The organism is Mesorhizobium newzealandense (assembly GCF_042682145.1).
GTDB classification, from domain to species: Bacteria; Pseudomonadota; Alphaproteobacteria; order Rhizobiales; family Rhizobiaceae; genus Mesorhizobium; species Mesorhizobium newzealandense.
In genome coordinates, this window is record NZ_JBHUGZ010000001.1 from 448198 (window position 1) to 473500 (window position 25303).

At 59.9% G+C, this 25303-nt stretch carries 21 protein-coding genes and 1 pseudogene; 5 read left to right on the plus strand and 17 right to left on the minus strand.

Annotation, left to right across the window (positions count from 1 at the left end; genetic code table 11):
* Nucleotides 1–77: 77 nt before the first annotated feature.
* Nucleotides 78–1493 carry an adenylate/guanylate cyclase domain-containing protein gene (locus ACFSOZ_RS01960; RefSeq protein WP_379092937.1) on the plus strand — a complete coding sequence of 472 codons (1416 nt, stop codon included), beginning with the start codon at nucleotides 78–80 and terminating at the stop codon, nucleotides 1491–1493.
* Nucleotides 1494–1545: 52 nt separating this feature from the next.
* Here the strand turns inward: ACFSOZ_RS01960 and ACFSOZ_RS01965 are convergent, their stop codons facing one another.
* The 8 genes from ACFSOZ_RS01965 to ACFSOZ_RS02000 form a co-directional block, all read right to left on the minus strand.
* Nucleotides 1546–2025 carry a class I SAM-dependent methyltransferase gene (locus tag ACFSOZ_RS01965; protein ID WP_379092940.1) on the minus strand — a complete coding sequence of 160 codons (480 nt, stop codon included), beginning with the start codon at nucleotides 2023–2025 and terminating at the stop codon, nucleotides 1546–1548.
* 128 nt (nucleotides 2026–2153) lie between these two features.
* On the minus strand, nucleotides 2154–3335 hold the full coding sequence (locus tag ACFSOZ_RS01970) for an ABC transporter permease (RefSeq protein ID WP_379092943.1): 1182 nt from the start codon (nucleotides 3333–3335) through the stop codon (nucleotides 2154–2156).
* Nucleotides 3332–4330 carry an ABC transporter permease gene (locus ACFSOZ_RS01975; protein ID WP_379092946.1) on the minus strand — a complete coding sequence of 333 codons (999 nt, stop codon included), beginning with the start codon at nucleotides 4328–4330 and terminating at the stop codon, nucleotides 3332–3334. The genes ACFSOZ_RS01970 and ACFSOZ_RS01975 overlap by 4 nt, the downstream gene beginning before the upstream one ends.
* A 2-nt stretch (nucleotides 4331–4332) precedes the next feature.
* Nucleotides 4333–6231 (minus strand): ABC transporter substrate-binding protein, encoded by a 1899-nt coding sequence (locus ACFSOZ_RS01980; RefSeq protein ID WP_379092949.1) that lies wholly within the window; start codon nucleotides 6229–6231, stop codon nucleotides 4333–4335.
* Nucleotides 6228–8123, minus strand: coding sequence for an ABC transporter ATP-binding protein (locus tag ACFSOZ_RS01985; RefSeq protein WP_379092952.1), 1896 nt, complete (start codon nucleotides 8121–8123; stop codon nucleotides 6228–6230). Before ACFSOZ_RS01985 ends, ACFSOZ_RS01980 begins: the two co-directional genes overlap by 4 nt.
* 145 nt (nucleotides 8124–8268) lie before the next feature.
* The gene (locus tag ACFSOZ_RS01990; RefSeq protein WP_379092955.1) at nucleotides 8269–9609 is read right to left on the minus strand and encodes an adenylate/guanylate cyclase domain-containing protein; all 1341 of its coding nucleotides are present in this window, start codon (nucleotides 9607–9609) and stop codon (nucleotides 8269–8271) included.
* A gap of 265 nt (nucleotides 9610–9874) precedes the next feature.
* Nucleotides 9875–11218: a nucleotide sugar dehydrogenase gene (locus ACFSOZ_RS01995; protein WP_379092958.1), complete on the minus strand. Its 1344-nt coding sequence runs from the start codon at nucleotides 11216–11218 to the stop codon at nucleotides 9875–9877.
* 113 nt (nucleotides 11219–11331) lie between these two features.
* Complete coding sequence (locus ACFSOZ_RS02000; protein WP_379092961.1) at nucleotides 11332–12510, minus strand: DUF3095 domain-containing protein; 1179 nt, start codon at nucleotides 12508–12510, stop codon at nucleotides 11332–11334.
* A 74-nt stretch (nucleotides 12511–12584) separates the two neighbouring features.
* Here ACFSOZ_RS02000 and ACFSOZ_RS02005 point away from each other — a divergent pair, with 74 nt between their 5' ends.
* Nucleotides 12585–13673 (plus strand): glycosyltransferase family 4 protein, encoded by a 1089-nt coding sequence (locus ACFSOZ_RS02005; protein WP_379092964.1) that lies wholly within the window; start codon nucleotides 12585–12587, stop codon nucleotides 13671–13673.
* Entirely contained in the window at nucleotides 13670–14434 is a 765-nt protein-coding gene (locus ACFSOZ_RS02010) for a polysaccharide deacetylase family protein (protein WP_379092967.1), read from the plus strand. The genes ACFSOZ_RS02005 and ACFSOZ_RS02010 overlap by 4 nt, the downstream gene beginning before the upstream one ends.
* A 1-nt stretch (nucleotide 14435) precedes the next feature.
* Here the strand turns inward: ACFSOZ_RS02010 and ACFSOZ_RS02015 are convergent, their stop codons facing one another.
* The 4 genes from ACFSOZ_RS02015 to ACFSOZ_RS02030 form a co-directional block, all read right to left on the minus strand.
* Entirely contained in the window at nucleotides 14436–15290 is an 855-nt protein-coding gene (locus ACFSOZ_RS02015) for an MBL fold metallo-hydrolase (RefSeq protein WP_379093834.1), read from the minus strand.
* A 122-nt stretch (nucleotides 15291–15412) separates the two neighbouring features.
* The gene (locus ACFSOZ_RS02020) at nucleotides 15413–15862 is read right to left on the minus strand and encodes a cyclic nucleotide-binding domain-containing protein (RefSeq protein WP_379092970.1); all 450 of its coding nucleotides are present in this window, start codon (nucleotides 15860–15862) and stop codon (nucleotides 15413–15415) included.
* Nucleotides 15863–15902: 40 nt separating this feature from the next.
* Nucleotides 15903–18617, minus strand: coding sequence for an ABC transporter transmembrane domain-containing protein (locus ACFSOZ_RS02025; RefSeq protein WP_379092973.1), 2715 nt, complete (start codon nucleotides 18615–18617; stop codon nucleotides 15903–15905).
* A gap of 17 nt (nucleotides 18618–18634) precedes the next feature.
* Nucleotides 18635–18862, minus strand: coding sequence for a hypothetical protein (locus ACFSOZ_RS02030; RefSeq protein ID WP_379092976.1), 228 nt, complete (start codon nucleotides 18860–18862; stop codon nucleotides 18635–18637).
* 83 nt (nucleotides 18863–18945) lie between these two features.
* Between ACFSOZ_RS02030 and ACFSOZ_RS02035 the strand changes: the two genes are divergently transcribed.
* A complete protein-coding gene (locus ACFSOZ_RS02035) occupies nucleotides 18946–19617 on the plus strand; it encodes a methyltransferase domain-containing protein (RefSeq protein ID WP_379093837.1) in 672 nt (223 codons plus the stop codon).
* A 107-nt stretch (nucleotides 19618–19724) separates the two neighbouring features.
* Here ACFSOZ_RS02035 and ACFSOZ_RS02040 read toward each other — a convergent pair whose 3' ends face one another.
* The 5 genes and pseudogenes from ACFSOZ_RS02040 to ACFSOZ_RS02060 all read right to left on the minus strand — a co-directional run bounded on the left by ACFSOZ_RS02040 (nucleotide 19725) and on the right by ACFSOZ_RS02060 (nucleotide 24319).
* Nucleotides 19725–20915: a glycosyltransferase family protein gene (locus ACFSOZ_RS02040; protein ID WP_379092979.1), complete on the minus strand. Its 1191-nt coding sequence runs from the start codon at nucleotides 20913–20915 to the stop codon at nucleotides 19725–19727.
* Nucleotides 20912–22150: a glycosyltransferase gene (locus ACFSOZ_RS02045; protein WP_379092982.1), complete on the minus strand. Its 1239-nt coding sequence runs from the start codon at nucleotides 22148–22150 to the stop codon at nucleotides 20912–20914. The genes ACFSOZ_RS02040 and ACFSOZ_RS02045 overlap by 4 nt, the downstream gene beginning before the upstream one ends.
* Before the next feature lies 1 nt (nucleotide 22151).
* Entirely contained in the window at nucleotides 22152–23366 is a 1215-nt protein-coding gene (locus ACFSOZ_RS02050) for a glycosyltransferase family protein (protein ID WP_379092985.1), read from the minus strand.
* Between the two features lie 145 nt (nucleotides 23367–23511).
* Nucleotides 23512–23721, minus strand: a pseudogene (locus ACFSOZ_RS02055) (Arm DNA-binding domain-containing protein); the annotation flags it as partial.
* A 352-nt stretch (nucleotides 23722–24073) separates the two neighbouring features.
* Nucleotides 24074–24319: a hypothetical protein gene (locus ACFSOZ_RS02060; protein WP_379092988.1), complete on the minus strand. Its 246-nt coding sequence runs from the start codon at nucleotides 24317–24319 to the stop codon at nucleotides 24074–24076.
* Nucleotides 24320–25042: 723 nt separating this feature from the next.
* Here ACFSOZ_RS02060 and ACFSOZ_RS02065 point away from each other — a divergent pair.
* Nucleotides 25043–25222 (plus strand): hypothetical protein, encoded by a 180-nt coding sequence (locus ACFSOZ_RS02065; protein WP_379092991.1) that lies wholly within the window; start codon nucleotides 25043–25045, stop codon nucleotides 25220–25222.
* The last annotated feature ends 81 nt before the right edge of the window (nucleotides 25223–25303 follow it).

Genomic DNA, 25303 nt, shown 5'->3' on the forward strand with positions numbered 1-25303 from the left:
TCGAAGTAAGATCGAGCACTCGGACCAAAGACCGGTCCGGTCAACGCCCCGGGGGCGCATTTTCCGGAGCCTGCACGATGAACGAAGCTCAGGATCTGTTCTCGCTTCTGCGGCAATCGAGCGATGTCGATCCACAGGCAATCGACGCGATCAAGCGAACCATCGCGGAAGGCCAGGACCGCGAACTTTGCCGCATCAATGCGCCAGCCTTCGCCAGCAAGCATGGCCTCGACGAGGAACGCACCATAGGCGCCTTTCTCCACGCGGCGCGGGTGGGCATCTTCGACATTTCCTGGAATGTTCTGTGCCCCGGCTGTGGCGGCGTGCTCGACACCAACGCCACGCTGAAAACCCTGCAGAAGGACGAATACACCTGCGCGCTGTGCTCCGAGGGCTATTCGCCGACCCTCGACGAGATGGTCGAGGTGACATTCACCGTCAGTCCCCGCGTGCGCAGGATTGCCGCCCACAATCCACACGAACTGCCGTTGGTGGAATATTTCCGCCAGATCTACTGGGGGTCCGGCGTCGATCTGCCGGAAGAGGATTTCGCCAAAAAGATGGAAGCGTTCTCGATGGAGGATATCGAGCTTGCGCCCGGTGAAAAGGCGGTTCTGCTCATACAGCTTCCGTCCGAATTCATCATCGTCTTCGAGCCGGTCACCCATTCAGCACAGTTCATCGATGGGAAGGGCGAACCAACAAAGGAACGCCGAAGCCTCTCTTTGGTCTTCGACCGCGACCATGTCCAGAGCCAGACGCTGGAGATGCAACCGGGCCCGATACGCATTTCGCTGGAAAACAGGACCGATACCCGCGTGCTGCCGACGGTCTTCATCGCCGGTCAGGCATTGCATGATTTGCTGGGCAAACGCCGGCCCTTCCTGACCGCCAAGCGCCTGCTCACCAACCAGACGTTCCGCAATCTCTATCGCACGGACACGCTCGACATCAACCAGCGCCTGAAGATCACCAGCCTGACCTTCTTGTTCACCGACCTGCGCGGATCGACCGCGCTTTACGAGCGGGTGGGCGACCTTTCGGCCTTCGATCTCGTGCGCGAGCATTTCCAGGTTCTGCACGAGATCGTCGCGGCGGAGGCAGGCGCGGTGGTGAAGACGATCGGGGATGCGGTGATGGCGACCTTCGCGACGCCTGATCGAGCGATTGCGGCGGCTCTCAGGATGCGCGATGCCATGCGTGCGCTCAACGACAAGAGCGGGCGCGAGGATCTGCTGCTCAAGATCGGAGTCCACGCAGGCCCCTGCATCGCCGTATCCATGAACGAGCGACAGGACTATTTCGGCCAGACGGTCAACATTGCTTCGCGGGTCCAGAACCTTGCCACCGCACAGGCGATCTTCGCCACCCGTGCGGTGGTCGACGACAAGCTCGCCGCCGATCTGTTGCACAGGAACGCGCTGACGCCCGTGCCCCACGAGGTCTCGCTACGCGGCATTGAGCGGGAGATAGCAGTCTATACGATCCCGTGAAGACTTGGCCCCTGAAGATTTGGCCCCTGAAGATTTGGGTCGTCTCGGCCCCTCACACGCGCCTACAGATAAAATAACGATCGGCGGGCACCGAAGGCGGCGGCGGGAGGCGTTGCAACTGCGGGTGGTCGAGCGGCGTGCCGCTGACCGCGATGCCGCCGACGCGAAGCAGGCGCGCAATCAGATCGGGAAGCCAGGTAGAGGTCACTGCATCGCGATCTTCATAGCCGGTGCCGATGTCGGCATGAACAAGAGCGGCATCGATGCCAATGAACCTGCTCGCCGTCTCGCGTATTTCGCCGAGCACGAGGTTTTCAGCTTCGGGAATTGAGCTGGCGTGTGCGGCAAGTGCGCGGTCGAAGGCCACGATCCGGCGTCCGGGCAGGCGCTCGCGCAGATGGTGGAACGTCCGGCCATTGCCGAGGCCGAGTTCGACCACGGGCCCCTCCATCTTCGCCACCTCGGTGCAGACATGATCGAGAATGTCGCGCTGTGCGGTCATCCTGCGGATGAAACTGTCGAGGCGAGTCATATGCGGTTGGACGTCCTGAACCAGTCCCGCAGATAGAGGCGAACAATGAACATTGCAATAACCGAACAGGCTGCCGACAAATCATACCGGGTGGAGTCGGCGGCACGGCGGGTGGCGGAATAGCGATCTCACTTGTAGGGGTCTGCGGCGTCCCGCAAGCCGTCGCCGAGGAAGTTGAACGCCATGATGACGAGAATGACGGGGAGCATCGGCAAGAGCAGCCATGGATAGAACGCGATCACGTTGACGCTGCGCGCCTCGGTGAGCAGGATGCCCCAACTGGTTATCGGCGCCCTCAGGCCGAGCCCGAGGAAGCTCAGCGCCGTCTCGCCCAGGATCATGCTGGGTATGGAGAGCGTCGCCGTCGCGATCAGATGCGACATGAAGCCGGGAATGAGGTGCCGCCCGATGATGCGGCTGCTTCTGGCGCCCATCAATTGCGCGGCCAGAACGTAATCCTCCTCGCGCAAGGCCAGAAGCTTTGAACGCACGGCCCGCGCCAGTCCGGTCCAGTCGAGCAGCCCGAGGATGACGGTGATGCCGAAATAGATCAGGGCCGGACTCCAGGTTATCGGCATGATAGCCGCCAGAGCCAGCCATAGCGGAATGCTGGGGATCGATTGCAGAACTTCGATTATCCGTTGAACGATCAGGTCGAAGATACCGCCGTGGTAGCCGGCCAGTCCGCCGATGACAATGCCGAGCAAGAAGCTGAAACTGATGCCGACGAGGCCGATTGTCAGTGAAATGCGTGCGCCATAGATGATGCGCGAGAGCACATCGCGCCCCAACCTGTCAGTGCCGGCCAGAAAGAGCTGGCCGTTTTCGGCAGGGCAGACAAAATGCCTGTCACCTTCGATCAGGCCCCAGAACCGGTAACTGTCGCCCTTGCAGAAGAAATGGATTCGCTGAACATCATCCTGTTTCTCGATGTAGTTCCGCTTGAGCGTGTCCATATCCAGCGTCATCTGGCGGCCATAGACGAACGGCCCGACGAACTGGCCGTTGTGGAACAGGTGCACCCGCTGCGGCGGCGAATAGATGTAGTCCATGTTGCGCGTGTGCAGATTGTAGGGCGCCAGGAACTCGCAGATCAGTATCCCGAAATAAAGCACTGCCAGGAATATGCCGGATACAAGGGCAAGCCGGTGCTTCCGGAATTTCCACCACATCAGCCGCAATTGCGACGCCTGATAGACTTTCGACTGCTCCGGCGTCATCGCCTCGACCGACTGCAGGTCAATGGGCGCGCTGGAAACGTAGTGTTGCAGTGGAGCACCCGGAGCGGGCAGCGGCGAATTCGTGTTCATTTGGTGCTGCCGCCCTGCAAACGAATTCGTGGATCAAGCAGCGCCAGCGCCAGGTCGGAAATCAGGACGCCGATGACCGTCAGGAAGGCGAGGAACATCAGGAACGACCCTGCCAGATACATGTCCTGGCTCTGCAGCGCCTTGATCAGCATCGGCCCGGTCGTTTCCAAAGACAGCACGATCGCCGTGATTTCGGCGCCGGAGATGATGGCCGGCAGGATAGAGCCGATGTCGGAAATGAAGAAATTGAGCGCCATGCGCATCGGATATTTGACCAGCGCCTTGAAGGGATGAAGGCCCTTGGCGCGCGCGGTCACGACATATTGCTTGTGTAGCTCATCGAGCAGATTGGCGCGCAGCCGCCGGATCATGCTTGCCGTGCCCCCGGTGCCGATGATCAAGACCGGGATCCAGAGATGGGCGAGGATCGACTTCGCCTTGGCCCAGCTCATCGCCTCGCCGAGATATTGCTGGTCCATGAGATGGCCGATGGACGTGCCGAACCAGATGTTGGCGAAATACATCAGGATCAGCGCCAGCATGAAGTTCGGAATGGCAAGGCCGAGAAGGCCGAAGAAAGTCAGGCCGTAGTCGCCCCAGCTGTATTGATGCGTTGCGGAGTACATGCCGATTGGAAAGGCGATGAGCCAGGTGAAGATGATCGTGACGAAGGAAACCAGAACGGTCAGCCACATTCGGTCCCCGACGACGTCGCGAACCGGCAGCTCATATTCGAAGGAATAGCCGAAATCGCCGTGCAGCATCCCGCCGACCCAGTAGAAGTAGCGAACGACCGGCGGCTTGTCGAAACCATATTCCTTGCGCATCATCTCGATGCGATCGGAATCCACCGCTTCGCCCTGAGCCCGAAGCTCGGCAACATAGCTGTCGAAATAGTCGCCTGGGGGAAGTTCGATGATCGTGAACACCAGCGCCGAAATGATCAGCAGCGTTGGAACCATCACGGCGATGCGCCAGACAAGATATCGAAGCACGCTCAGGACTCTCCAAGCCAGAATGTATCCGGCATATAGACGCCGAAATAGGCAGTCGGGTCGTAGCCGTAGAGTGCCTTGTCAGGCAGATTGCGCAGCCGCGAGGACGCCAGAACCGGCTGATGCGTTCCGTTCACCGTGCCGATCGAAAACACCTGATCGGTGTAGATCGACAGCATCGAATTCCAGATTTCGGCGCGCTCCGTGGCTTCGGTCGAGGCGTTCCAGCGCTTGAGCAAAGCCATCAACTCGACCACAGGCGGGAGATCGGGCGCCTCACCGAGCTTGCCACGAGACAAGTAGTGAGCACCCCAGAGCGGCCATTGCAGCTGGTCGTCTATGGTGGGGGCCAGCTGGTTCGGGTTCATGTCGGCGGTCGGTACGCCATTGTCGATACCCGACCACATCGACATCATGATCTGGCCGCCAACCGCACGGCTGCGGAAGATGTCGCGCTGCGACGTCCGGATGAACAGGGCGACGCCGATCTTGCGCCAGTGATCGGTGATGAGTTCGAGCGCGTCGGTTTCCAGCGTGCTCTCGCCGGCCGTCTCCACTATGATCTGCGCCGGGCGTCCATCGGGAAGTATCCGCAGGCCGTCATCGTCACGCGTCTGAAGCCCGACCTCGTCGAGCAGGGCATTGGCCTGGTCGGGATCATGGGCGACCCAGGCTTTCGCGAATTCCGGCCGGTAGAGCGGGCTCTCCGGCAGGACCGTATCGGCACTTTCCTGCGCCAATCCGTAGAACACAGCCATATTGATCTCGCGCCTGTCCACAGCGAGCGAAAGTGCGCGGCGCACGCGCACGTCGCGAAAAAGGCCACGCCACACCTGGTCGGCACAATTCAGATTGGGCAGCAGAGCCAGCCGTGAACCCTGTGTGCGTTTCCAGAGATGCATCTTCACCGGGTAGCGCTTCTCCGCATCCTTCAGGAAGGAGTAATCGGTGAAGTCAATTCCCATGCATTGCAGGTCGCTCTCGCCTGCACCGGTCTTGGCGGAAATGATCGCCGACGAGCTGACATTCATGACAATCCGGTCAATATAGGGCAGTTGCCGGCCATTCTCGTCTATTCGATGAAAGAACGGGTTGCGCTCGAAGATGAACTGCTCAGCCGGCGGCTTGGTCCGGTTCTGCCAGGGATCGAGCGTCGGCAGTTCAGGATTCTCCGGGCGATACTGCCGCGACATGCGGATATGCAGGAGCGTCCATTTCTTGGCCCGGTTCTCCTTCATTAGGCCGGCGAGCCGGAATGGATCCTGGTATTTCTTGTGGAACTGCTTGAGATAGGCGGCTGGCAGAACAAGCGATAGCGGCGAAGCAGCAGCGAGCTTGGGCAGGAAGTCGGGATTGGGCGCATCCCAACTATAGCGGACCGTCAACGGATCGACGATCTCGAAGCGCGGCGGCTTGCCGTCCGCCAGCAGGGTCGGGGCAAGCCCGCCTTGCGAAAGTTCATCGTTCAGCCAGACATCTTCCCAGCAATAGCGAAAATCCTCCGGCGTCAGCAGGCTACCGTCAGACCATTTATGCCCTTCCCGTATCTTGAAAGTGAAGACGCGATCATCCGCTACATCGAAACTTTCGAGAATGTCGGCTTGCATGTTGAGCTTTTCGTCATAGCCGACCAGGCGAGCATATCCATAGATCGTCATCATCCGGATATCCTTCTGGCTGCCGATGATCGTACGCAGCGTGCCGCCATACTGGCCGGGCTGCCGGCCCATCGCAGCGAGATTCACCGCGCGCGGGCTCTTGGGCAGGCGTTCGGCGAGAGCCGGCAGCGCCCTGGCCTTCAGCTGCGGTTGAAGAAATTCCGGCTCCAGATCGCCGGCGTGCAACGTGCCCGGCAGAAATGCCGAAGCCATGAGGCCAAGGACGGTGCGCCGGCTGATCAATGGCGTAGCTCGCTGACATCTGCCGAACGTCGGGCCAGCACGAGGTGGCCGCCGCCAAGATCGAGCGGCGACAGCATATCCTCGTCGCCCTCGTCGCGGAATTGCGGTCCCCATGCGCTGGTGTCGGAAGCGCCGCTGAGGTTCAGCGTCTTGAAGTCCATCGGCCTGTCGAGATCGGGGAAAGGTACTGCGGCGACCAGTGAGCGCGTGTAGGGGTGGACCGGTTTCCTAAGCAGAATTTCGCGCGGCGCAAGCTCGACGATACGCCCGCCGCACATCACCGCGATCCGGTCTGCCATGTAGTCCACCACCGCCAGGTTGTGGGATATGAACAGGTAGGTCAGGCCCAGTTCCTTCTGCAGGTCCTTCAGAAGGTTCAGGATCTGCGCCTGGACAGAGACATCGAGCGCTGAAACCGGCTCGTCGCAGATCAGGAGTTCAGGCCCCAGCGCCAACGCGCGCGCGATGCCTATACGCTGACGCTGCCCGCCGGAGAAACTGTGCGGATAACGCTTGATGAAGCGCGGATCGAGCCCGATCGCCTGCATCAGGCTCTTGACCGTGGCGAGTCGGGACGCGGCATTGCCACGTTGATGGATTTCCAGCGGCTCGCTCAAGATGTTCTCCACCGTCATGCGAGGTGAAAGCGACGAAACCGGATCCTGGAAGACCATCTGGATTTTCGCACGCAGCATGCGCAGGGCGTGTCCCTCGGCTCCCAAGACGTCGATCGGTCCATCGCGGCCGTTGAAGATCACAGAGCCGCCGCTAGGGGTGACAGCCCGCATGAGGATCTTGCTGACGGTGGTTTTGCCGGAGCCGCTTTCGCCGACCAGACCCAGGCACTCACCCCGCCTGATATCGAAGCTCACGCCGTCCACGGCGCGAACAGAGGTTTGATGATCCCCGCCGAACCATCCGGACTTGCGGGTGGTGAAGGTCTTTTCCAGATCCTTGACCGACAGCAGGATGTCATCCGGCCCTTTCGATGCCGGCGCCGTCTGCTTGCCGAGCAGGTTCCCGACATTCACCGGCACCTCGCGGAGCGCCTTTAGCCTTTCGCCAGGTTTCAGGTCGAAATGCGGAACGGCTGCCATCAGGCCCTTCAGGTAGGGGTGACCTGGCCGGCGGAATATCGCCTCGACAGGTCCCGCTTCCATGATCTCGCCATGGTAGATGACCACCACCTCGTCGGCGACATTGGCGACCACGCCGAGGTCGTGCGTGATCAGCAGCATCGCCATGTTCAGCTTGGTCTGAAGCTCGCGCAGCAATTGCAGGATTTGCGCCTGGATGGTGACGTCCAACGCCGTCGTCGGCTCGTCGGCGATCAACAGGGCGGGCCGGCAGATAAGCGCCATGGCGATCATGGCGCGCTGACGCAATCCTCCCGAAAGTTCAAAGGGATACATGTCATAGGCGCGCTTGGGATTGGGAAAGCCGACAAGGCCGAGCATTTCCTCGGTCCGCGCCTTGCGCTCCGCCCGAGCCATGGGCGAATGAATCTGCAGGGATTCGCTGACCTGGTTGCCGATCGTGTGCAGCGGCGACAGCGATGTCATAGGCTCCTGAAAGATCTTGCCGATGCGGCTGCCTCTCAACGCCCGGATTTCGGGTCCGTCACGCGACATCTGCAGGATATCCTGCATCGTGCCGGGCTTTTCAGGATCGGAAAACAGGATACGGCCGCGAACATGGGCCGTCTTCGGCAAAATGCCCATCACTGCCTGGCTGAGAACCGATTTTCCGGAACCGGACTCGCCCACAAGCGCGGTAACCTTGCCGGGCAGGACGCGAAGATTTGCACGCCTGACGGCATGCAACGGTCCCCCGATAATGGCAAAAGAGATGCCAACATCCTCGATCCGCAGCAGATCAACACCCGAACTCATTCTCACACCAGCCCCACTCTGGCAGCCTACCGGGCGGCAGGCCCAGAAAGCGAGACTAGCGCATTGCCAGCCTAGAGCAACTTGGATTCGAAACGGCCGCCAGTTCGCTTGCGGATACCAAGGCGTTCGGATCAGAACGTGGCGGTTACTGGAGCTTCCTCGGGTCGCCCGCCGACAGCCGCGCGGCATCGCGATGAAGCAGCATGACCTGCTCGGCGTCCGATATTCGGTCGTGAATCGGCTCCACCGCACCGTCTTCATCGAGTGCGAGAGCGCCCGACAGATCGGGTGAAAGCACCGTCAGCTTCTGCTTGATGCCCGCCAGTTCCTCGTTGCCGAGCGTAAGCCAGCTGTTGGCGCCGCAATAGCTGGCGAAGTCTTTGCTGGCGAGAACGCTGTGCGGATATTTCTTGGTCAGGGTCTGGAGGCGCTGGACCTCGTTTACAGCCGAGCCGAAGACAGAGAATGTGAGCCGGTCGGTAAGTCCGACATTGCCGAACATCACATTGCCGACATGCAGGCCGATACCAAAGTTTATGTCATTCAACCCCTGCTGCTTTCTGCGCAGATTGAGATCCATTATGCGCGCGGTGGCCTTGTGCGCTGCCGCAAGAGCAGCCTGGCAGGCGATCTCGGACTGCGAGCGATGCCTTTCGCAAGGATAGACGGCAATGAAGCCATCCCCTATGAAACTCATGATCTGCCCGCCTTTGCGATTGAACGGTGCAGCAACGGCGTCGAAAAACTGGTTTAGCGTATCGATATAGATTTCGCGGCCGGAGGTTTCGGCAAGCCTTGACGACCCCCGCATATCGGCCATGACCAGTGCGGCCCGGATTGTATCGCCCTCGCCGCGCTTGATCTGGCCGTCCAGCACGCGCCTGCCGGCGTCGCCGCCGAGATACGTCGTCATCATGTTGTCGGCGAGCTTGGTGAGCACCGCCATCTTGGTTGCGATAGCGAGATGGTTCTGGATGCGCAGCAGCGCCGAAATCATGCTGTCGCTGAAGCCTGCAGCACTGTCGGTGGCCCAAGACCCCATCATGCCCTGACTGGCATTGCCGCTGAAGGGATGGACAAAAGCCATGTAATCGGTGACGCCCATCAGCCTGAGTTCATCGAAAACAGGAAACTCCGACGGCACCGACGGATCGAACCGGCGCCGCAGATGGTCGAGCTTGTTGCTGAGCAAATGGTAGTATGGGCTGGTCAGGAACCTGTCAGACGGCACGCCGCCCTCATTGCGGAAGCCTTCCACTTCCATGCCCTGGCCGCGAAACCAGGTGAAGCCAAGCGCGTCATAAAGCGGATGAAGCATCGAAAAGCTCAAATGCACCCGCTTCAGCGGCAGGCCGGCAGCAGCCAGCCGTTCACAAAAGCCTTTTACCAATGTTTCCAGGTCGTTGCCCGCCAGCGCCGATTGGGCCAGCCAATCGGCAACCTTATCCATGAGAGTGGTGGAAATTTCTGCTTGTGCTGTGCTCATACTATCTCCAGACCCGTCGAAGACGAGCCATTCTCCTTTGATCCGCTACAACACAGTCCGCCAACGACGCCAAACATAAGACCCTCGAAGTCAATGGAGCCGGCTTCGGCGGCAAAAGCCGGCGAAGAATTTCCCGAATGACTGTCCTTGCAGGCAAGGAGCAGGCGTAACTGCATCTATCTCCTGGGGCACTATGTGGCGAGGCTGCCGGCGGAGTGCAATCCCGATCCTGACATCGGACAAAAATTCGCCGGCTCAGACGCCGTCAGGCCTTCACCACCGTCTCTCGGGCTAGCCCGAGGCGGCCAAAAACATTGCGTGTGTCGACGATCAGAAGAGCGTGATCAGCGATCGCCTGATAGTCGATCGCGTCGTGGTCGGTTGCAACGACGACAGCATCGAAATCCTTCAAGGCCGCCTCGGTCAATTCGACCGAGCGACGCCCCTTGATCGCCATATGCTCCCGAGTGGTCGGGATCTCGGTAACATGCGGATCGTGGAATTCCGCCTTGCCGCCCCATTCCTCGATGAGTTCAATGAGCCGCAATGAGGGGCTTTCGCGGATGTCGGGCACATTCTTCTTATAGGCGAGCCCGATGATGAGAATGCGCGAGCGGCTGAGCGCCTTGCCGCAGCGCCGGTCCAGCGCCTTCGCCAGTTCATCGACCACATGACGCGGCATGGCCGTGTTGATCTCTGCCGCCAGCTCGATGAAGCGGGTCGGCAGTTCGTATTCGCGCGCCTTCCACGTCAGGTAGAAGGGATCGATCGGAACGCAGTGCCCGCCAAGTCCGGGGCCAGGATAGAAAGGCATGTAGCCGAAGGGCTTGGTCTTTGCCGCCTCGATCACCTCCCAGATGTCGATGCCCATCGCACCGAGCACGACCTTCAACTCGTTGACGAGGGCTATGTTGACCGAGCGGAAGATGTTTTCCGTCAGCTTGACCGCCTCGGCGGTCGCTGTGGTGGAAACCGGAACGACGGTCTTGACCACGCCCTGGTAGAAAGCCTGCACGAGCGTCGCCGCTTCAATGCCGTCGCCTGCCACGACCTTGGGGATTGTCGCGACTTCAAAGCTGCGGTTGCCGGGATCCTCGCGTTCGGGCGAGAAGCCGAGGAAGAAGTCTATCTTCGACTGCAAGCCGGTTTCTTCCAGTATGGGCTTGATCACGTCGTCGGTGGTGCCGGGATAAGTGGTTGATTCCAGCACGACCAGCTGGCCGAGACGCAGATGCTTCGCGATGGTGCCTGCCGTGTTCCTGATGAAGGAGAGGTCCGGCTCACGGTGTTTCGTCAGCGGTGTCGGTACGCAGATGATGATGACATCGCAGACGCCCAGTTCGGCAAAATCCGCAGTGGCGCGGAACCGTCCGCTCGCCACCTGGCCGGCAAGGGCTGTCGACGTCACCGCCTCAATGTAGGATTGGCCGTTGTTCAGGCTCTCGACCTTCTGGGCTTCGATGTCGAAGCCGGAAACCGGGAAGCCGGCGCGTGCGATCGCAATCGCCAGCGGCAACCCGACATAGCCCAGTCCGATCACGCCGACTTGCGCGGCGCGTGTCGAAATCAGGCTCAGAAGACGGTCATATGTCGATAGTGAGGCGTCCAAAAATCTGCTTTCCCGTCAATCGGACAGGCTGTCCGCTCCCGTGGCGAGGCTCACCTGGTGCCAAGAACCATGGCCGAGGCATATTGCGGAAGATCGATTTCCGCAAGCCGTCATCAGACCGGCACCTTCGCCTTCAGGCTGGCCGCAGCCATCGCATAGCCGCCAGCGGCGCCATCGATGAAATGAACGTGATCGCGCTGCAGCGGCGAGGCGACGAGGCATGTCATCAGGGCCGATTTCTGGCGGTGCAGGCCATAGTTGCAGATGCCCGCCTCTTCCGCCTGTTTCAGCCGGTTCTCGATCCGTTGCAACACATCCGCGTCAACGTCGATGGTCATCTTCAAGCCGTCGTCGAACTTCCGGAAATCCGAATTGCTGGCCACGTCGCGTTTGTAGATCTTCGGATCGAAACGGCCGATCGTCCAGCCATATCTATCGGTGACAGCCGTAAGCGTCATCAGGAACACGATCCACAGCTTCGTAAGCCACCGCCATCCTGCCGGCGCCACGGCCCGCGCCTCGAAATCGAGACCGGCGGGCAAAAGACTGTAGCCCGGCCCGTTCACCGGCACCGGGTGGCCATCGCGTTCCTGCCTGCCGGCAAGGGCAATGATGTCGGAAGCCAGAAACTGAAAACCGCGCAAGTCGCGCGACGCCCCCGGTACGGCTATGATCGAGACGATGTCGCCATGCCGTGCTTCGATCGGGTTCCAGCGGCAGGAGAGGCCGGTCAGATCCGGCCGCGCGCCGGCCGGTGCAGGATCGATGCGGTAGCGCCCCGCTTTCATCTCGGCTTCCGCCCAACTGCCGCCACCGCCGGCGAACATGGCATAGAAGACCGCTTCGGAGGCCTGGAACCTCGCCACGCGAACGTCGAGGCCTTGCGCTCTTATATCCTTTATCGGCACGATTGCGGCACGCAAGGTCAGGTCCAGTTCGTCCGCCACCCATCTCTGGACAGCCGCCAGCGCGTTGCGTGCGATCTCCAGCGCCGAGCCGGGAAACGCCACGAGCGCGCCGTCGCCGCCGAAGACAAAAGGAAGATCTTGCCGACCCAGCCCATTGAGCAGCGCCGAAATGACGCTGGCGCCGGCCATATTGACGATCTTATAGCGCCCAGCCTCGATCGCCTTGGTCGAGCCTACGATGTCGGCGGTGGCCAGCGCCCAGCCATCGGGGAGAGGCCGATAGTTGTCGATATCGGCAACGCTTTCGAACTTTGCGAAGACCGGCAAAGAAGCGACAAACGGGTCGGGCGCGGCAGCTGTTTCCATGAGCATCAGATAGCACATTCCACTGCTTGAAGGTGAAGTCGATCATGCTTCGAAATTGACTTGCGCAGGCTTTCCGATGATAGGGTCCGGCAATGCGAATTGCCTTCTACGCGCCGCTGAAGTCACCCAATCATCCCGTTGCCTCCGGCGACCGCCAGATGGCACGGATGCTGATCAAGGCGATGGAGCACGGAGGGCATAGCGTCGAACTAGCATCCGAACTACGCTTCTATCTACGCGAACCGGACTCGAAAAGTTTCGATGCGCTCAAGATCGAGGCCCGAGAGGAAGCCGCGCGGCTGACCAGGCTTTGGGATCGTGACGGCAAGCCCGATCTCTGGTTCTCCTATCATCCCTATTACAAGGCGCCAGACCTGATCGGGCCCGAGCTGGCGTCGGCCTTCGCTGTCCCCTATGTGACGGCGGAAGCCTCCTATTCGAGGCGGCGCAACGCCGGTTTGTGGGCCGATACGCAAGCGTTGGTGGTGCGAGCCATCGAACAGGCGGCGCTGAACATCTGCTTCACGCAAAGGGATCGTCAGGGACTGACGGATGCGATTCCCGACGCCGCTCTCGGCATGCTTTCGCCCTTCATCGACACATCGGTATTCCGGGAAATTCCGGCAAGGGGTTGTCCGACGCGCCTCGTTACCGTCGCCATGATGCGCCCGGGCGACAAAGTCGAAAGCTATCGCATGCTGGCGCAAGCGCTCGGTTCGATCGGCCACCTGCCCTGGACCATGTCGGTCGTCGGGGACGGGCCTGCCCGTGACGAGGTCAAAGCGCAATTCGCCGGCTTACCCGCCGACCGTATCGAATGGCTTGGCGCGATTGAGCCGGCCGCCGTGCCGGATGTCCTCTACGGTGGGGGAATTTACGTCTGGCCGGGTTACGGCGAGGCCTATGGTGTTGCCTACCTTGAGGCACAGGCCGCCGGCCTTCCGGTGGTGGCTCAGGACATCGCCGGCGTGCCGGAGGTCGTGCGGGATGGCCAGACCGGGTTTCTCACCCCACCGGGCGATGTGGCGGCGTTCGCTTCTGCCATTGAAAGGCTTCTGGCCCGTAACGACGAAAGAACCATCATGGCCGCAGAAGCCAGACGTTTCGTCCTCGAAGAACGCTCCCTCGGTGTTGCAGCGGCGCGTCTGGCCGAACTTCTTTCGAAGGTCCCCGTTTCATGACATCCGATCAGATCTGGCAGCCCTTGGTTGAAGAACTGGCGCGCCGGCAACGAGCGGACCGTAAGGCAGAGTTCTGGCTGCGCGACGATGACGCCGTGGATCCGACGCCTGCGCTTGATCGGCTGCTCGACCTCACCGGTGAATTCGCGGTTCCGGTCACTCTGGCCGTCATTCCGGCCCTGACTGATGAGAAGCTTGTCGTCCGGCTTGACGAGGAACCGCATGCCACGGTCGCCATCCATGGCTGGGCGCACCGAAATCATGCGCCCGAGGACCAGAAAAAGCAGGAGCTCGGCGCACATCGGCCACGCGAGGCGGTGCTCGATGATCTGGCTCGCGGGCTGTCGCACGTAACCGGCCTGCACGGCGCACGTGCCGTTCCGATGCTGGTGCCGCCCTGGAACAGGATCGACGCCGGCTTGGTGCCCGACCTTGGATCGATAGGATTTGCGGCATTGTCGGTCTATGGGCCGCCGAAGCCGGCTTCACTGGCGGTCATCAACAGCAATGTCGACATCGTGGATTGGCATGGCACGCGCGGCTGCCGCGATCATGGCCTGTTGGTTCAGGCTATCGTCGCGCAATTGCAGCATGCATTCGACGGCGGCGAACCGGTCGGCCTGCTCACCCACCATCTCGTACATGATGAATCGGCATGGCTTTTCCTCGAACGGCTGTTCACAATCACCGCACATACTGAGGCCTGCGCATGGCTTCCGATCAGGACATTGATCGGGCGCGGCGCCGGCAGAGGAAAATAGCTCAGCGCTTTTTGTGCAATGAGACTGGAAATTTGAGCGTTTGGCCATCCCGCGCGGCAAAAGCGCCGGCAAACATGTCTTTGGCCAGTTTCTCGATCTCGTCCAGTTCCTCGTCGGTGCGTGTCGGATCGTGGTGAAACAGCGCAAGCCCCCGCGCACCGGCCGCCTCACAGAGCTTGACGCCCTGTTGCCATGTCGAGTGCCCGCGACCGCGGCGGCGTTCCATTTCTTCCTCGGTGTAGGTGCAATCGTAAATGACGAGATCGGCATCCTCGATCAGGCCGAGCACCGCCTGATCGAGTTTGTCCGGCTCGTGCTCAGTGTCTGTGATCACCGCCACGACGCGGCCGCCCCATTCGACCCGGTAGCCTATGCAGCCGCCCGGATGGATAAGACTGCCGGTTCGGATCACAACCCCTTCGCGCGGCCGAAGCACGTCTCCGGATACGAAATCGCGGCAGTCGAGGCTTGCCTTGCAGACTTCCGGTGTCACCGGAAACCACGGTGGACGTATGAACTCATCGACCATCTGCCGGGTCGTCATGCGTCCTGCAAGATGCCCGGACCAAAGCGTAACCTTGACGCTCCGGTCATAGATCGGCGTAAAAGACGGCAGCCCGATGATGTGATCGTAATGGCAATGGGTGAAAAGCAGGTCGAAATCGGTCACGCCCGACGCCCGAAGCGCCCCGCCGGCAGGTCGTAGGCCAGAGCCCGCGTCGAACAGAAGCGTATGCTTGCCGCATCGCATCTCAACGCAGATTGTGTTGCCGCCATAGCGAGAGAATTCTGGCCCCGATACCGAAATGCTGCCGCGCACACCCCAAAACCTGACCAGGAAAACGTCGTCGTCCATGCTATCCTTCGCTGTCCCCGCCGCCCATCGTAGCCAAACAACTGCTGCTAGGCGAGACAGGTTTCTCCGGGTGACCTTCCGAGGTGCCATCACGACAGCGAGGATTGAGCGCACCTCATTCGTTATTTGGCGCTTCGTGCGTCGATCAGATCCGCGGTCGTATGGCTTAGGCGATCGGCAAGAACCCGCAATATCTCGATGGTCATTTCCGGGTACTCCTTCATAAGCCTCAGGAAATGATCCTTGCGGATTCTCAAGGCTTCCAGCGGACTTGCCGCTCTGACGGTGGCCGTGCGAGAGCTGTTGCACAATATAGCGATCTCGCCAACAATCGAATTTGGCAGCAGTTCGGCAACTTTTATCGGTCCGCTGTCGGAATCGACCAGAATATCCGCCCTGCCTGAAAGGATGACATAGGCAGCGTCTCCCTCGTCGCCCTGCCGGAAAAGGATCTGGCCGGCGCTGTAGCTCACGCGATCGGATGTGAACGCAAGCAGCTTGAGCTTTGTCGACTCGATGCCGGAAAACAAGGGAATGCGTTGCAGCATTCCAACTTCATCCTTGAGCAGCATTGTCGCAAACCCTCCCAAAACTCGCGTTTGCCAGACTAGATTATGACAGCAGTTCCTTGAAGATACCCTTCGCTGCCAAAAGTGTCTCGTGTGTTCCGTCTTCCACCAATTGACCCGAGTCGAAGACGACAACGCGATCGAACATCATCGCCATTGCCGGATTCGTCACCACCCACACAATTGCCGGCGAATGGCCGTCGCGCCTGGCTTCCTCGAGCACGTTTCGCAGCACCTTTTCCTGCATGCGCTGGTCGAGCGCCGACAACGGCCGGTTGAGAATGAGAAAATCGGGACGCTTGAGCAGGGCCCGGGCAACATCGAGCTTCTGTCGCTGTCCACCGGTCAGCCGCCTGCCGCCGGAGCCGACATTGAAGTCCAGGCCGACATCCAGAAGTTCGGCATAAAGCCCCAGTTCGTCAAGAATGTCATAGACGATGGAGCGTATGCGGTCCGGCGCGTCGGGATGGTTGTTGCCTACACGCCCGAACAGGACATTATCCATGACGGTGGCCGCGGCGATGTATTTGGCAGGATCATACCGTTCGATCGCATTTTGCAGCTCGGGCGGCAGGTTTTCATAGAACCGGTTGCGTGCCGCGACGATCTTGCTCATCAGTTCGTCGCTCAGCAGGCCGAAGCGGTGCCGGGGCTCGATATAGGCGAAGCTCAAGGTGACGATCATGGCGCGGTCGTTCTCCGAAACCGCCTCGTGGGGACGGTTCTTGAGCCGTTGCAGCAAGGTTTCGTAGGCGGGTATCTCCTCGGCGCTCATGAAGGCGAGCTGCTGGAAGAACTGGTGATCGGGCGGCAGGTCGGCAAACAGCTCGATCGCCTGTTTGGCGATCTCCATGCCCATTTCGTAGAGCGTGCGGTCGAGGCCGGCTTGTTTCAGCACAGAAGCAAAGTAGGGATTGGCGGCCAGAGCCCTGTCGGCCAGTTCGGGCCCGGCGGCGGCACCGAAGAGCAGGTTTTGGCCGATCGTTGCTTCCTTGTTGTAGGCGCCCGGTTCGAAAGGAACCACCAGTCCGCTCAGCCCTTCGTGTTCCAGCCGGGTTCGCAGCGCCGCGCGCAGCTCAACGATCCGCTTGGCAAGCTCCGTGTGACGCGTGAGGTCTGCCGAAGAGCGCAAGCCAAGGTCCAGAATATCGCGCGACAGAACAACTGCGTCGAGCACCCGGCGCACGGCTTCAAAGAGGTCGTGCGGGCCGGCAGCGCCGGCGGAAGCATAGTCGACCCAGTCGCTGTGGATATCAAGCTCCGGATTGCCCGACCGGCGCGCTTCGTGCACGTTCCAGCGGTGCTGGTCTGCCGCAGCACCGTCATAAGTCACCGATGTCAGCGGCGCATGCTTCAACCCGTAGAGCAGGTTATCGCGAAGGCTTGCCTGGAACAGGAAAACATCCGACGAGGCATAGGACATGCGCCGGCCGGTCACTGCTTCAGGGAGTTCAAGCAGGTCGTCGGCGCCCGAAGCGACCCTTCCGCTGTCCGGCCAGTTCAGCCGCGCGAATGCTTCTGCAAGCGCCTCCGCTCCACCTGTTGCGGTACTGACCAGCGCCACCGTCTCACCCGGCTTGACCTGGAGGGAGATACGGTCGAGGAGCATGGCACCGCCATCGTCTGCAATGGACAGACTAATCGCCGACAAGGGGTTGGTCATCGGATCGGGATTGTCGATCGTCAATGCCCCGATTCTCGGCGCAATGATGTTGTCGACGGTGAACTGTTCAACGACCTGCTGATATTTGACCTGGACATCCTGCCGCGCCTGATCCCAGTCGATCAGTTCCTTCATCGGTCCGGGCAGGTCCTTGTAGGCGCTGATCACGGCCACGAGCTGGCCGACGTCCAGCCGCCCCTGGATGACCAGATACCCGCCGATCATGTAGAACAGAAAGGGCGTGAGCTGCGCGAGAAAATTGTTGAGGAACTTCACCATGAATTTCCATTGGTAAAGATCGAAGCGTATCTTGAAGATGAGCCCGAGCCGGGCAGCTATGTCGGCGCGCTCATAGTTTGATGTATCGTGGACGTGAACCGTGCCGATGCCGTCGACGATTTCGCCAACCCGGCCCGAAAGCGCGCGCGCCGTCAACTGCCGCTCGCGGCCGAGCACGATCAGCCGCCGCCGCATTCGCGGGATGAGCACGATCTGGATCACCACGATCACGACCGCTATCATTCCGAGCCAGACGTTCTGGACCATGATAAACAGCATGGCCGTCAGCGCTTGGCCGCCGAGCAGTACCGGCTGCAGGAAGGCATCGCCGATGAAGCCGCCCATCGGCTCCACCTCGTCCTTCACCATGGTCGCCACTTCGGCGGATTTCACCCGCTTGAAGTAAACCGGCGGAAACCGCAGCACACGATCGACCAGATCGAAGCGGATACGCCGCAGCATGCGTTCGCCGAGGCGGCCCTTGTAAGTGTTGATGTAGAGTTTGAACAGGCCGTTGATGATAACCAGCAAGAGGAACACAACGCTCAGGGCAAACAGCGTCTCCTTGCGATCGAGCTGAAAACCGGAGAAGAACTGGACCTCTCCAATGAACGGCAGGTTATAGTGTAGCCTCATGAATGGCCGGGTCGTGCCCGGTTGCTCGAAGCCGCTACCTTGGATCGGGCCGTTGACGATCAGCTTCGGCAGGTCGAAGGACATGAAATACGGGATCATCGAAAGCACGACGATCATCAATATCCAGAGCTGCTGCTTCTTGGTGTGCGTCCAGATATAGCGGGCTAGGCTGGGTTCCATATGCGACTGTGGACCCTTCAGTTGGAACGATGCAGGATGTAAAAGCATCTGCTGGCGAATGGCGTATCGGCGATTTCTTCGTCGGCAGCGACAAGCTCGAAGCCAAGCGGTTCGCGGCTCCCATAGGGTTTTGACAGCACGAGGCCGCAGCTGCGCGGCTGGTGCTGGCGGATGGACGCCGTCGGTCCGGACAGATGCAACAGGCTCTCTCCGGCACCGGCCAATGGCGAAGCGGCTTGCAGCATGATCACGTCCGCCAATCGAACAGCGTTGCAGGAGCCAAGATTGCGTTGTGTCGCCCGAAATCCCAACATACAAGACGAATATGATGGATGTCACGCAACCACGCAATGCCGGCACGGACTGGCACCAGCAAGCCTTGGACCTCACGCGGGGGATTGCTGCCTATGTCAACTGCCCTCTCGTGGCAGGGCTGGCGCGCGTCATCAGCAAGCATCCGAAGGCCGATATCGCCAACGCCTTCAACCACAAGCAGGTCGCCTGCAAGATGTGGGCGCTCGACAGGCTGTTCGAAAGCTGCGGCGGCCGGTTCGGGCGCATATGGGTACTGGGTGGATGGTACGGCGTATTGCCGGCAATGCTTTTCAACGACGCCCGCTTCGACATCGCGGCCGTCGATAGCATCGACATCGATCCCGAAGTCGCGCCGGTCGCCCGGACCCTCAACCGGGAAGCCGGCGACCGGTTCCAGGCTCTGACGGCAGATATGTACGCACTCGACTATGCGGCCGGGCAGCCCGACGTGATTGTCAATACGAGCTGCGAACACATATCCGATCTGCGCGCCTGGCTTGCTCTGCTTCCGCGGGGCACGAATGTACTGCTGCAATCGAACGATTATTTCAGCGAGCCGACGCACATCAACTGCGTGGCTTCACTTGCAGCCTTCGAAGCAATGGCGGCGCTACGGGAGGTGCGGTTCTCCGGCGAACTGCCGACCAAAAATTATACGCGCTTCATGCTGATTGGAACTGTCTAATTTATTTCACCCAAAAGTGCGTAGCGGTTTTGGGACAACGACATGGATAAAAACAAGAACTTGAAGCGCGTCGCACGGATCTCGCCAGACGCGACGCGCGTTAGGATCTATCGTCTGTTTTGATCATGAATTTTTCCGAAATCCGGCCCCACTTTTGGGGACCATGTTCGATACCGCTCGCGCAGGATTTGCGCCGAGCGACGCGCGCCTTCCAGATCGAGACGGTGCGCGGATGGCGTCGGTCCGACAAGCGCCTGTTCGATCGCTTGCGCCAAACCTTCAGGCGTCAGGTCCTTTTCCATCAGCACCGTTGCAAGACCGAGTTCTTCGAGCATCAGGGCGCGGACCGTCTGTTCGGTTTCCCCGCCGGCTGCAAATGGAACGAGCAGGGAGCGACAACCCGCGCGCAGGACATCGCAGACCGTGTTGTAACCCGCCTGCGAGACTGACAGGCGGGCGCCGGTCAGCAGGCTGGCGAAATCCTCGCGGAACCGGAAGATGGACAGGCCCGGCGTGGCATCGCGTGCGATCGCGTCAAACTCGCCTTTCGGCAGGTTTGGGCCGGTGATCAAGCACCATTTCCAACCGTTGTTGGCATTCCGCGCCGCTGCGATGGTGGAGTTGACAAGGCTCTTTCCGGCAGCCCCGCCGCCAACCGACACCAGAACGTCGAAGCGCTCGGAGGCCGCGGGCGATGGCGGCGCGGCAACGAGCCCCGTGTAGGTGACCTCGGCCGTGATCGCCCCAGCCAGTGGAAAGGTCTTGTCGATGGTTGCGAAAGCCGGATCGCCGTGGACCATAACAAGGTCGAAATGCCTGTTGACGAGATCGACCGTTTCCTCGTTTCGACCCGGCTTGACGCGCTCCTGAAGGATATCCCGGACGGACGTCGCCAGCAGTGGTCTGGGCGATGTCGCTTCGATGGCCTCGATCAGCGGCAGGAGTTCGAAACGCATCTGCCGGCGTCCAAATGGAAACGCCTCGACAATGACGATATCAGGCCTGCAATCCCGGAATGCCTGCAGCAGCATCTCTGAACGCCATTTCTTGAAATCATCGTCGATGGGTTTGCCCTGCAGGTCGACAAGTCCGGAAAATCCTTCATCACCGGAGGTGACAGGTGGCAGGGTTACAGATTTTACACCCAGTCCCGGAAACCCCGCGATCGGCGCTCCGCCGGTCACGACGGTTACGTCAAATCCGTCATCGACCAGAGCCGCCGCAATGCGGCTGGCGCGCGCGAGATGGCCGATACCGAGCAGGTGCTGGACATAGAAGAAAGCGCGCAGCCGCTTCATTCGGCGGCCCGCCACTCCCGCTCGAACAGTTCCTTGAGCTGTCCAATGCTTGCCATATGATCGAAATTGCCGCGCACGCGCCGCTCAGCGGCGTCGCCGAGGCTGGCACGCAGCACCGGATCACGGATCAGGCGCTCCAGCGCCTGTGCCAGCGCAATTGGGTTTTCCGTGGGAACCAGCAGCCCGGTTTCATCCGGCGATAAAAGCTCCGGCACGCCGGAAATATCGGTCGACACGCAGGCAAGCCGCTGGCTAGCCGCCTCCACCAGAACATTCGGCAGACCGTCCCGGTCGCCATTTGCGGTGATCCTGCAGGCCAGGGCGAAGATGTCGGCGCAGCGGTAGTGCTCAAGCACCTCCTCCTGCGCAAGCGCGCCTTTCCAAGAGACGCGACCATCCAGTCCGAGCTTTTGCGCCAGCGCCTTGAGCCGTTCCAGTTCCTCGCCGCCGCCGATATGCTCGAAACGCCACGCCAAATCACCTGGCAAGAGGGCAAGGGCCTCGAGCAAGGTATCGTAACCTTTCTTTTCAACGGCGCGCCCGACACTCAGAACGATAACCGGTTCGTCCGGCGCCGAGCCGTCATGCTGTTTTCGCGCCTCGCCGAAACTGCCGAAGCGATCAAGGTCGAGCCCATGATAGCTCAGATGCACAGACGAGTTGCCGTTAGCGAGTGTTTTCAGACGGTCGAAACCGGTTTTCGTGCAAGTGACCGTCCAGCGCGCCGAGGCAAGCTTGCCAGCCAGATCCCAGTCCGCCGAAGTCCAGATGTCCTTGGCATGGGCCGAGCAGCTCCAGGGCAGGCCACGAAGCTGGCTGGCATAGCGCGTGACCGATGCCGGCGTGTGCGCGAAATGTGCATGCAGCCAGCCCGCGTCTTCCGGCCATTCGGCCGCCAGCACGAGCGCTTGTCCGAAGCGGCGCACGCGATTGCGCGTAAAGTCGCGGGGGAGATCGGCCGCCAGCGATCCGAGCGCGCGCCAGAAGCCCGGCCGCAGCAGATAAGCAAACAGCGAGCGAAGCACGCGCAGCGGCTCTTTATGCAGATATTCCGGCAGATAATGGACGGGCGCTTTGATCTCGTCATGCACGGGGTGGCGTTTTGCGTCGGTCGGCCGCCGGAGCGCGACGAGTATCAGATCGAACCCCGCACGCTCCAGACCGAGCAGCTCCTGCGCGATGAAGGTTTCCGACAGCCGCGGATAGCCCTTCAGAACCACGACGATCTTGCGCAACTCAGTTCATGCCTTCAATGACCGAAAGGTGATGGCCGGCCCGCCGCTCGAGCAGTTCCGCGACGATTTCGGAAATATGAGGCAGCCCTTCCAGCGTCAGATGCGGATTGCTCTGCGATGGGCGGGGCCGGTCCGGCAGCACCTCCAGTGCATCGGCAAACCGCTGGGAATCCTCGGCTTCTTCCGGCAAAAGCATCTCGATGAGGCCGAGTTCGGCTGCGCGACGTGCTCGGATCAGTTGTTCCTCGCGGGGCTTGACGCGCGGCACGATCAGCGCCGGCTTGTCGAAAGACAGTATCTCGCAATAGGTGTTGTAACCGCCCATCGCCACTACCGCCTTGGCGCCGGCAATCAGCTCTTCCATGCGGTTGTCGAACTCGATGATCTTGATATAGGGGATCTTGGCCCCCTTCTTGACCAGCTTGTTGCGCTTACGCGCCGGCATGTAAGGCCCAAGCACGATCAGCGCCCTATGCTGCAATTGTGGATCCTGCTGATAGGCATCGATGACGTCGTGGATCAGTTCGGCGCCGTCACCGCCGCCACCGGTGGTAACGAGGATATAGTCGCCCTCGGGGCGGTGGCCGGGTAACTCGTTCTTCTGCAGGCTCCGTTGCAGGAATCCGACAAACTTCATCTTTGCCCTGACAGCCGGCGGCACATCCAAGCCTGTCAACGGATCGTAGAAATCAGGCGGACCATAGACCCAGACCTTGTCGTAGAACAGACCAATCTTGCGCATCACATCCCTGCGTGCCCACTCTGCTTCGAGCAGATGCGGCGCGTCCATCACCTCGCGCAGGCCAAGCACGAGCGTGGTGCCCCGCGTCTTGAGGTAGGACAGCGTGTCCTCGATCTCACCGCGCAGGCCGAGCGGTTCCTTGTCGACGATGAAGATATCGGGCCGGAAAGTCTCGGCTGTGTGGCGGATGATCGACTGGCGCATCCTTAGCGTCTCATGCAGATCGATATCCTTTTCCAGCGAGGTATATTCGCCGTTGCGCAACTTGATGACGCTGGGGATCTTCACGAAGTCGACACGGGCGCGGTAGTCGAAGGCGCCAGCGATAGTCGCACCCGAAATGATGAGCACCTGAAGTCCGCGGAAATCCTCGACCAGCGAATGCGCGATCGTCCGGCAGCGCTGCAAGTGGCCGAGCCCGAACGTGTCGTGGCTGTACATGAGAATTCGAGCGTTTTGTACGTGCTGGGTCATTGTTGAACGTCTTTTACAATTCTCGCCTTGAGGACCGTGCGCAAAACCATCCTCCCGGGTCTACCGACCTGTTTTGAAACATGAGGGCGCAATTTTCAATTTGTATTACCCAAGAGGGTCCATATGCTCAGACAACAAGCCCACGGATACACTTCTCCCGGGCTAGGGCAAGTGAGATTCCGTCCCGTCCATACCTGCCTAGATAGACCGTCTCGCGGCGTCCGTTGAGCCTGTAATCGAGCCGAAACGAGATCGCGCCACTTGGCAAGACGCGAACATACATGCCGTCACGGTCCGCAATTTTGAAGATTTTCTCTTTTGGTTTCAGTGCCTTAAGGGCGGCATCCAGCAACATGCCTAGTACCTTCCGAAAAGTACCGTCAGTACAATTTTGAGGCCTCCTGGCAGGAAATCTCTTCTACTTTCAATGCTTTAAGGAAAAAAGTACGGTCATTAGCCTCGCTGTTGGTGACGGGTACTTTGAAAATTCGGAGCTGGCAATATGCCGGAGGCCCGTCAAGCGCTCCGCCACCGCCAATCTCTGCCCCCCGATAGTTGCTGACTGTCCTTGGAATGATCTATTTTTGTTTTCAGACGGTTACGGCGAACATCGACCTGGTTTCGGCGGGCAATTGCCTAGGCCTGAATCATTCCCACTCATTGGTTCAAACAGCATATAACCAATTGAAATCACTGTTAAATATTTTTCAGCGCCGCGCAAATGCCGACATCAAAACCGTCAAAAAGTTACGCTTCTGATTATAAAGGGAGAATCGCCGCAAAAAATATTTTGAAGTTTCACCAGCTATTGGAACCAATCGGGCGATTTTTTGCACTTCGCGGTCTTCGACGGCGCCCAAGCCGTCTCGAAAAAGTACCGTCACCGCTCCAACCAGGGAGGCGACTACGGCTACGCCAAACGCGCGGCGAAATATCCCTCTCGGATAGTCCATTCGCGAGCAGGTCGGCAGGCAGGCATCCCGAACCAAACATTTTTTAGTTGCAAAATCAATGGTTATGGGGCCCGGAGGGTGTAACAAGAACTTTGATTTAATTGACTTTTTCGTGGGCCAAATCAAAAGTCTTCTCGTATTGTTCCGTATCGTCCCGCCACCAATGGCCGACCATATCGAAGACCACCGAATATTGATATTCGCTGATGGCCGCCATCTGAATGGAGAATTAGTCTCGAAGCGAAATAGCACGACAATCCTGGTGCACAATGATCTCGCTTCCGATACCACGGCATCCGTTAGAAAACGGACGCAGGGAGCTGAACTTCAACGACATAGTGCACCGGCAAGTACCACTAGACGATGAAGGTAAGGCGACGAGCATGCAAGTCTGACGACAACGCGGTGCGATCCCGTCTGCCGCTGTCCGACGAGCGTTCCTAGCTAGTGGGGGTCCTTCACGATCGTACTGCCACTTTCCCGCGCGAGAGCCGCTCCCCTGCTGCTTTTGGCTATTAACTGTACCTCCTTTTGGATGTTGACGCTTACTCTTCATTAGCGTTAAGAATGTGCTAATATAAGCGTCACCTAAGAAAGACCTGACTGGCAATCAGGGAATGGGCGACGCCATAGGGGCTAAAGGGGAACGCAGCGCGGCCAGGAAAACTCGCCGCAGCTGCCATCGTTGAGACAAGACCCGTTTGTGGACGGCCATGTTGATGCATGGCTGATCGCGGGATTGCGACGACGCCTGCGCCTCCCGTGGATTGTGCGCTGACAATAGACGTTGGTCAAAACCAGCATGTTGATGGTTCAACAGGTTTAAATGGAGAGCAGATAGCCGCCGGATACGGCATTCAAATAGATGATGGGGCATCTGTTTTTGTGCTGGCGCAAGAGTGAAAAAGGGGTGGGGTTTAAATGGCTTCGTGTCAAAGCACAGATGCCAACGCAGTTGCGACATCGTTTTCAAATACACCGCCG

Excerpts from the sequence above, each read along its gene's own strand:
- ACFSOZ_RS02040 (WP_379092979.1), bottom strand. The coding sequence starts at position 20,915 with ATGAAGCGGCTGCGCGCTTTCTTCTATGTCCAGCACCTGCTCGGTATC.
- ACFSOZ_RS01965 (WP_379092940.1), bottom strand. The coding sequence starts at position 2,025 with ATGACTCGCCTCGACAGTTTCATCCGCAGGATGACCGCACAGCGCGAC.
- ACFSOZ_RS02030 (WP_379092976.1), bottom strand. The coding sequence starts at position 18,862 with ATGCTGCAAGCCGCTTCGCCATTGGCCGGTGCCGGAGAGAGCCTGTTG.
- ACFSOZ_RS02025 (WP_379092973.1), bottom strand. The coding sequence starts at position 18,617 with ATGGAACCCAGCCTAGCCCGCTATATCTGGACGCACACCAAGAAGCAG.
- ACFSOZ_RS02015 (WP_379093834.1), bottom strand. The coding sequence starts at position 15,290 with ATGGACGACGACGTTTTCCTGGTCAGGTTTTGGGGTGTGCGCGGCAGC.
- ACFSOZ_RS02060 (WP_379092988.1), bottom strand. The coding sequence starts at position 24,319 with ATGGACTATCCGAGAGGGATATTTCGCCGCGCGTTTGGCGTAGCCGTA.
- ACFSOZ_RS02035 (WP_379093837.1), top strand. The coding sequence starts at position 18,946 with ATGGATGTCACGCAACCACGCAATGCCGGCACGGACTGGCACCAGCAA.
- ACFSOZ_RS02020 (WP_379092970.1), bottom strand. The coding sequence starts at position 15,862 with ATGCTGCTCAAGGATGAAGTTGGAATGCTGCAACGCATTCCCTTGTTT.
- ACFSOZ_RS01960 (WP_379092937.1), top strand. The coding sequence starts at position 78 with ATGAACGAAGCTCAGGATCTGTTCTCGCTTCTGCGGCAATCGAGCGAT.
- ACFSOZ_RS02065 (WP_379092991.1), top strand. The coding sequence starts at position 25,043 with ATGGCTGATCGCGGGATTGCGACGACGCCTGCGCCTCCCGTGGATTGT.
- ACFSOZ_RS02000 (WP_379092961.1), bottom strand. The coding sequence starts at position 12,510 with ATGTGCTATCTGATGCTCATGGAAACAGCTGCCGCGCCCGACCCGTTT.
- ACFSOZ_RS02005 (WP_379092964.1), top strand. The coding sequence starts at position 12,585 with ATGCGAATTGCCTTCTACGCGCCGCTGAAGTCACCCAATCATCCCGTT.
- ACFSOZ_RS01985 (WP_379092952.1), bottom strand. The coding sequence starts at position 8,123 with ATGAGTTCGGGTGTTGATCTGCTGCGGATCGAGGATGTTGGCATCTCT.
- ACFSOZ_RS01990 (WP_379092955.1), bottom strand. The coding sequence starts at position 9,609 with ATGAGCACAGCACAAGCAGAAATTTCCACCACTCTCATGGATAAGGTT.
- ACFSOZ_RS02050 (WP_379092985.1), bottom strand. The coding sequence starts at position 23,366 with ATGACCCAGCACGTACAAAACGCTCGAATTCTCATGTACAGCCACGAC.
- ACFSOZ_RS02010 (WP_379092967.1), top strand. The coding sequence starts at position 13,670 with ATGACATCCGATCAGATCTGGCAGCCCTTGGTTGAAGAACTGGCGCGC.
- ACFSOZ_RS01970 (WP_379092943.1), bottom strand. The coding sequence starts at position 3,335 with ATGAACACGAATTCGCCGCTGCCCGCTCCGGGTGCTCCACTGCAACAC.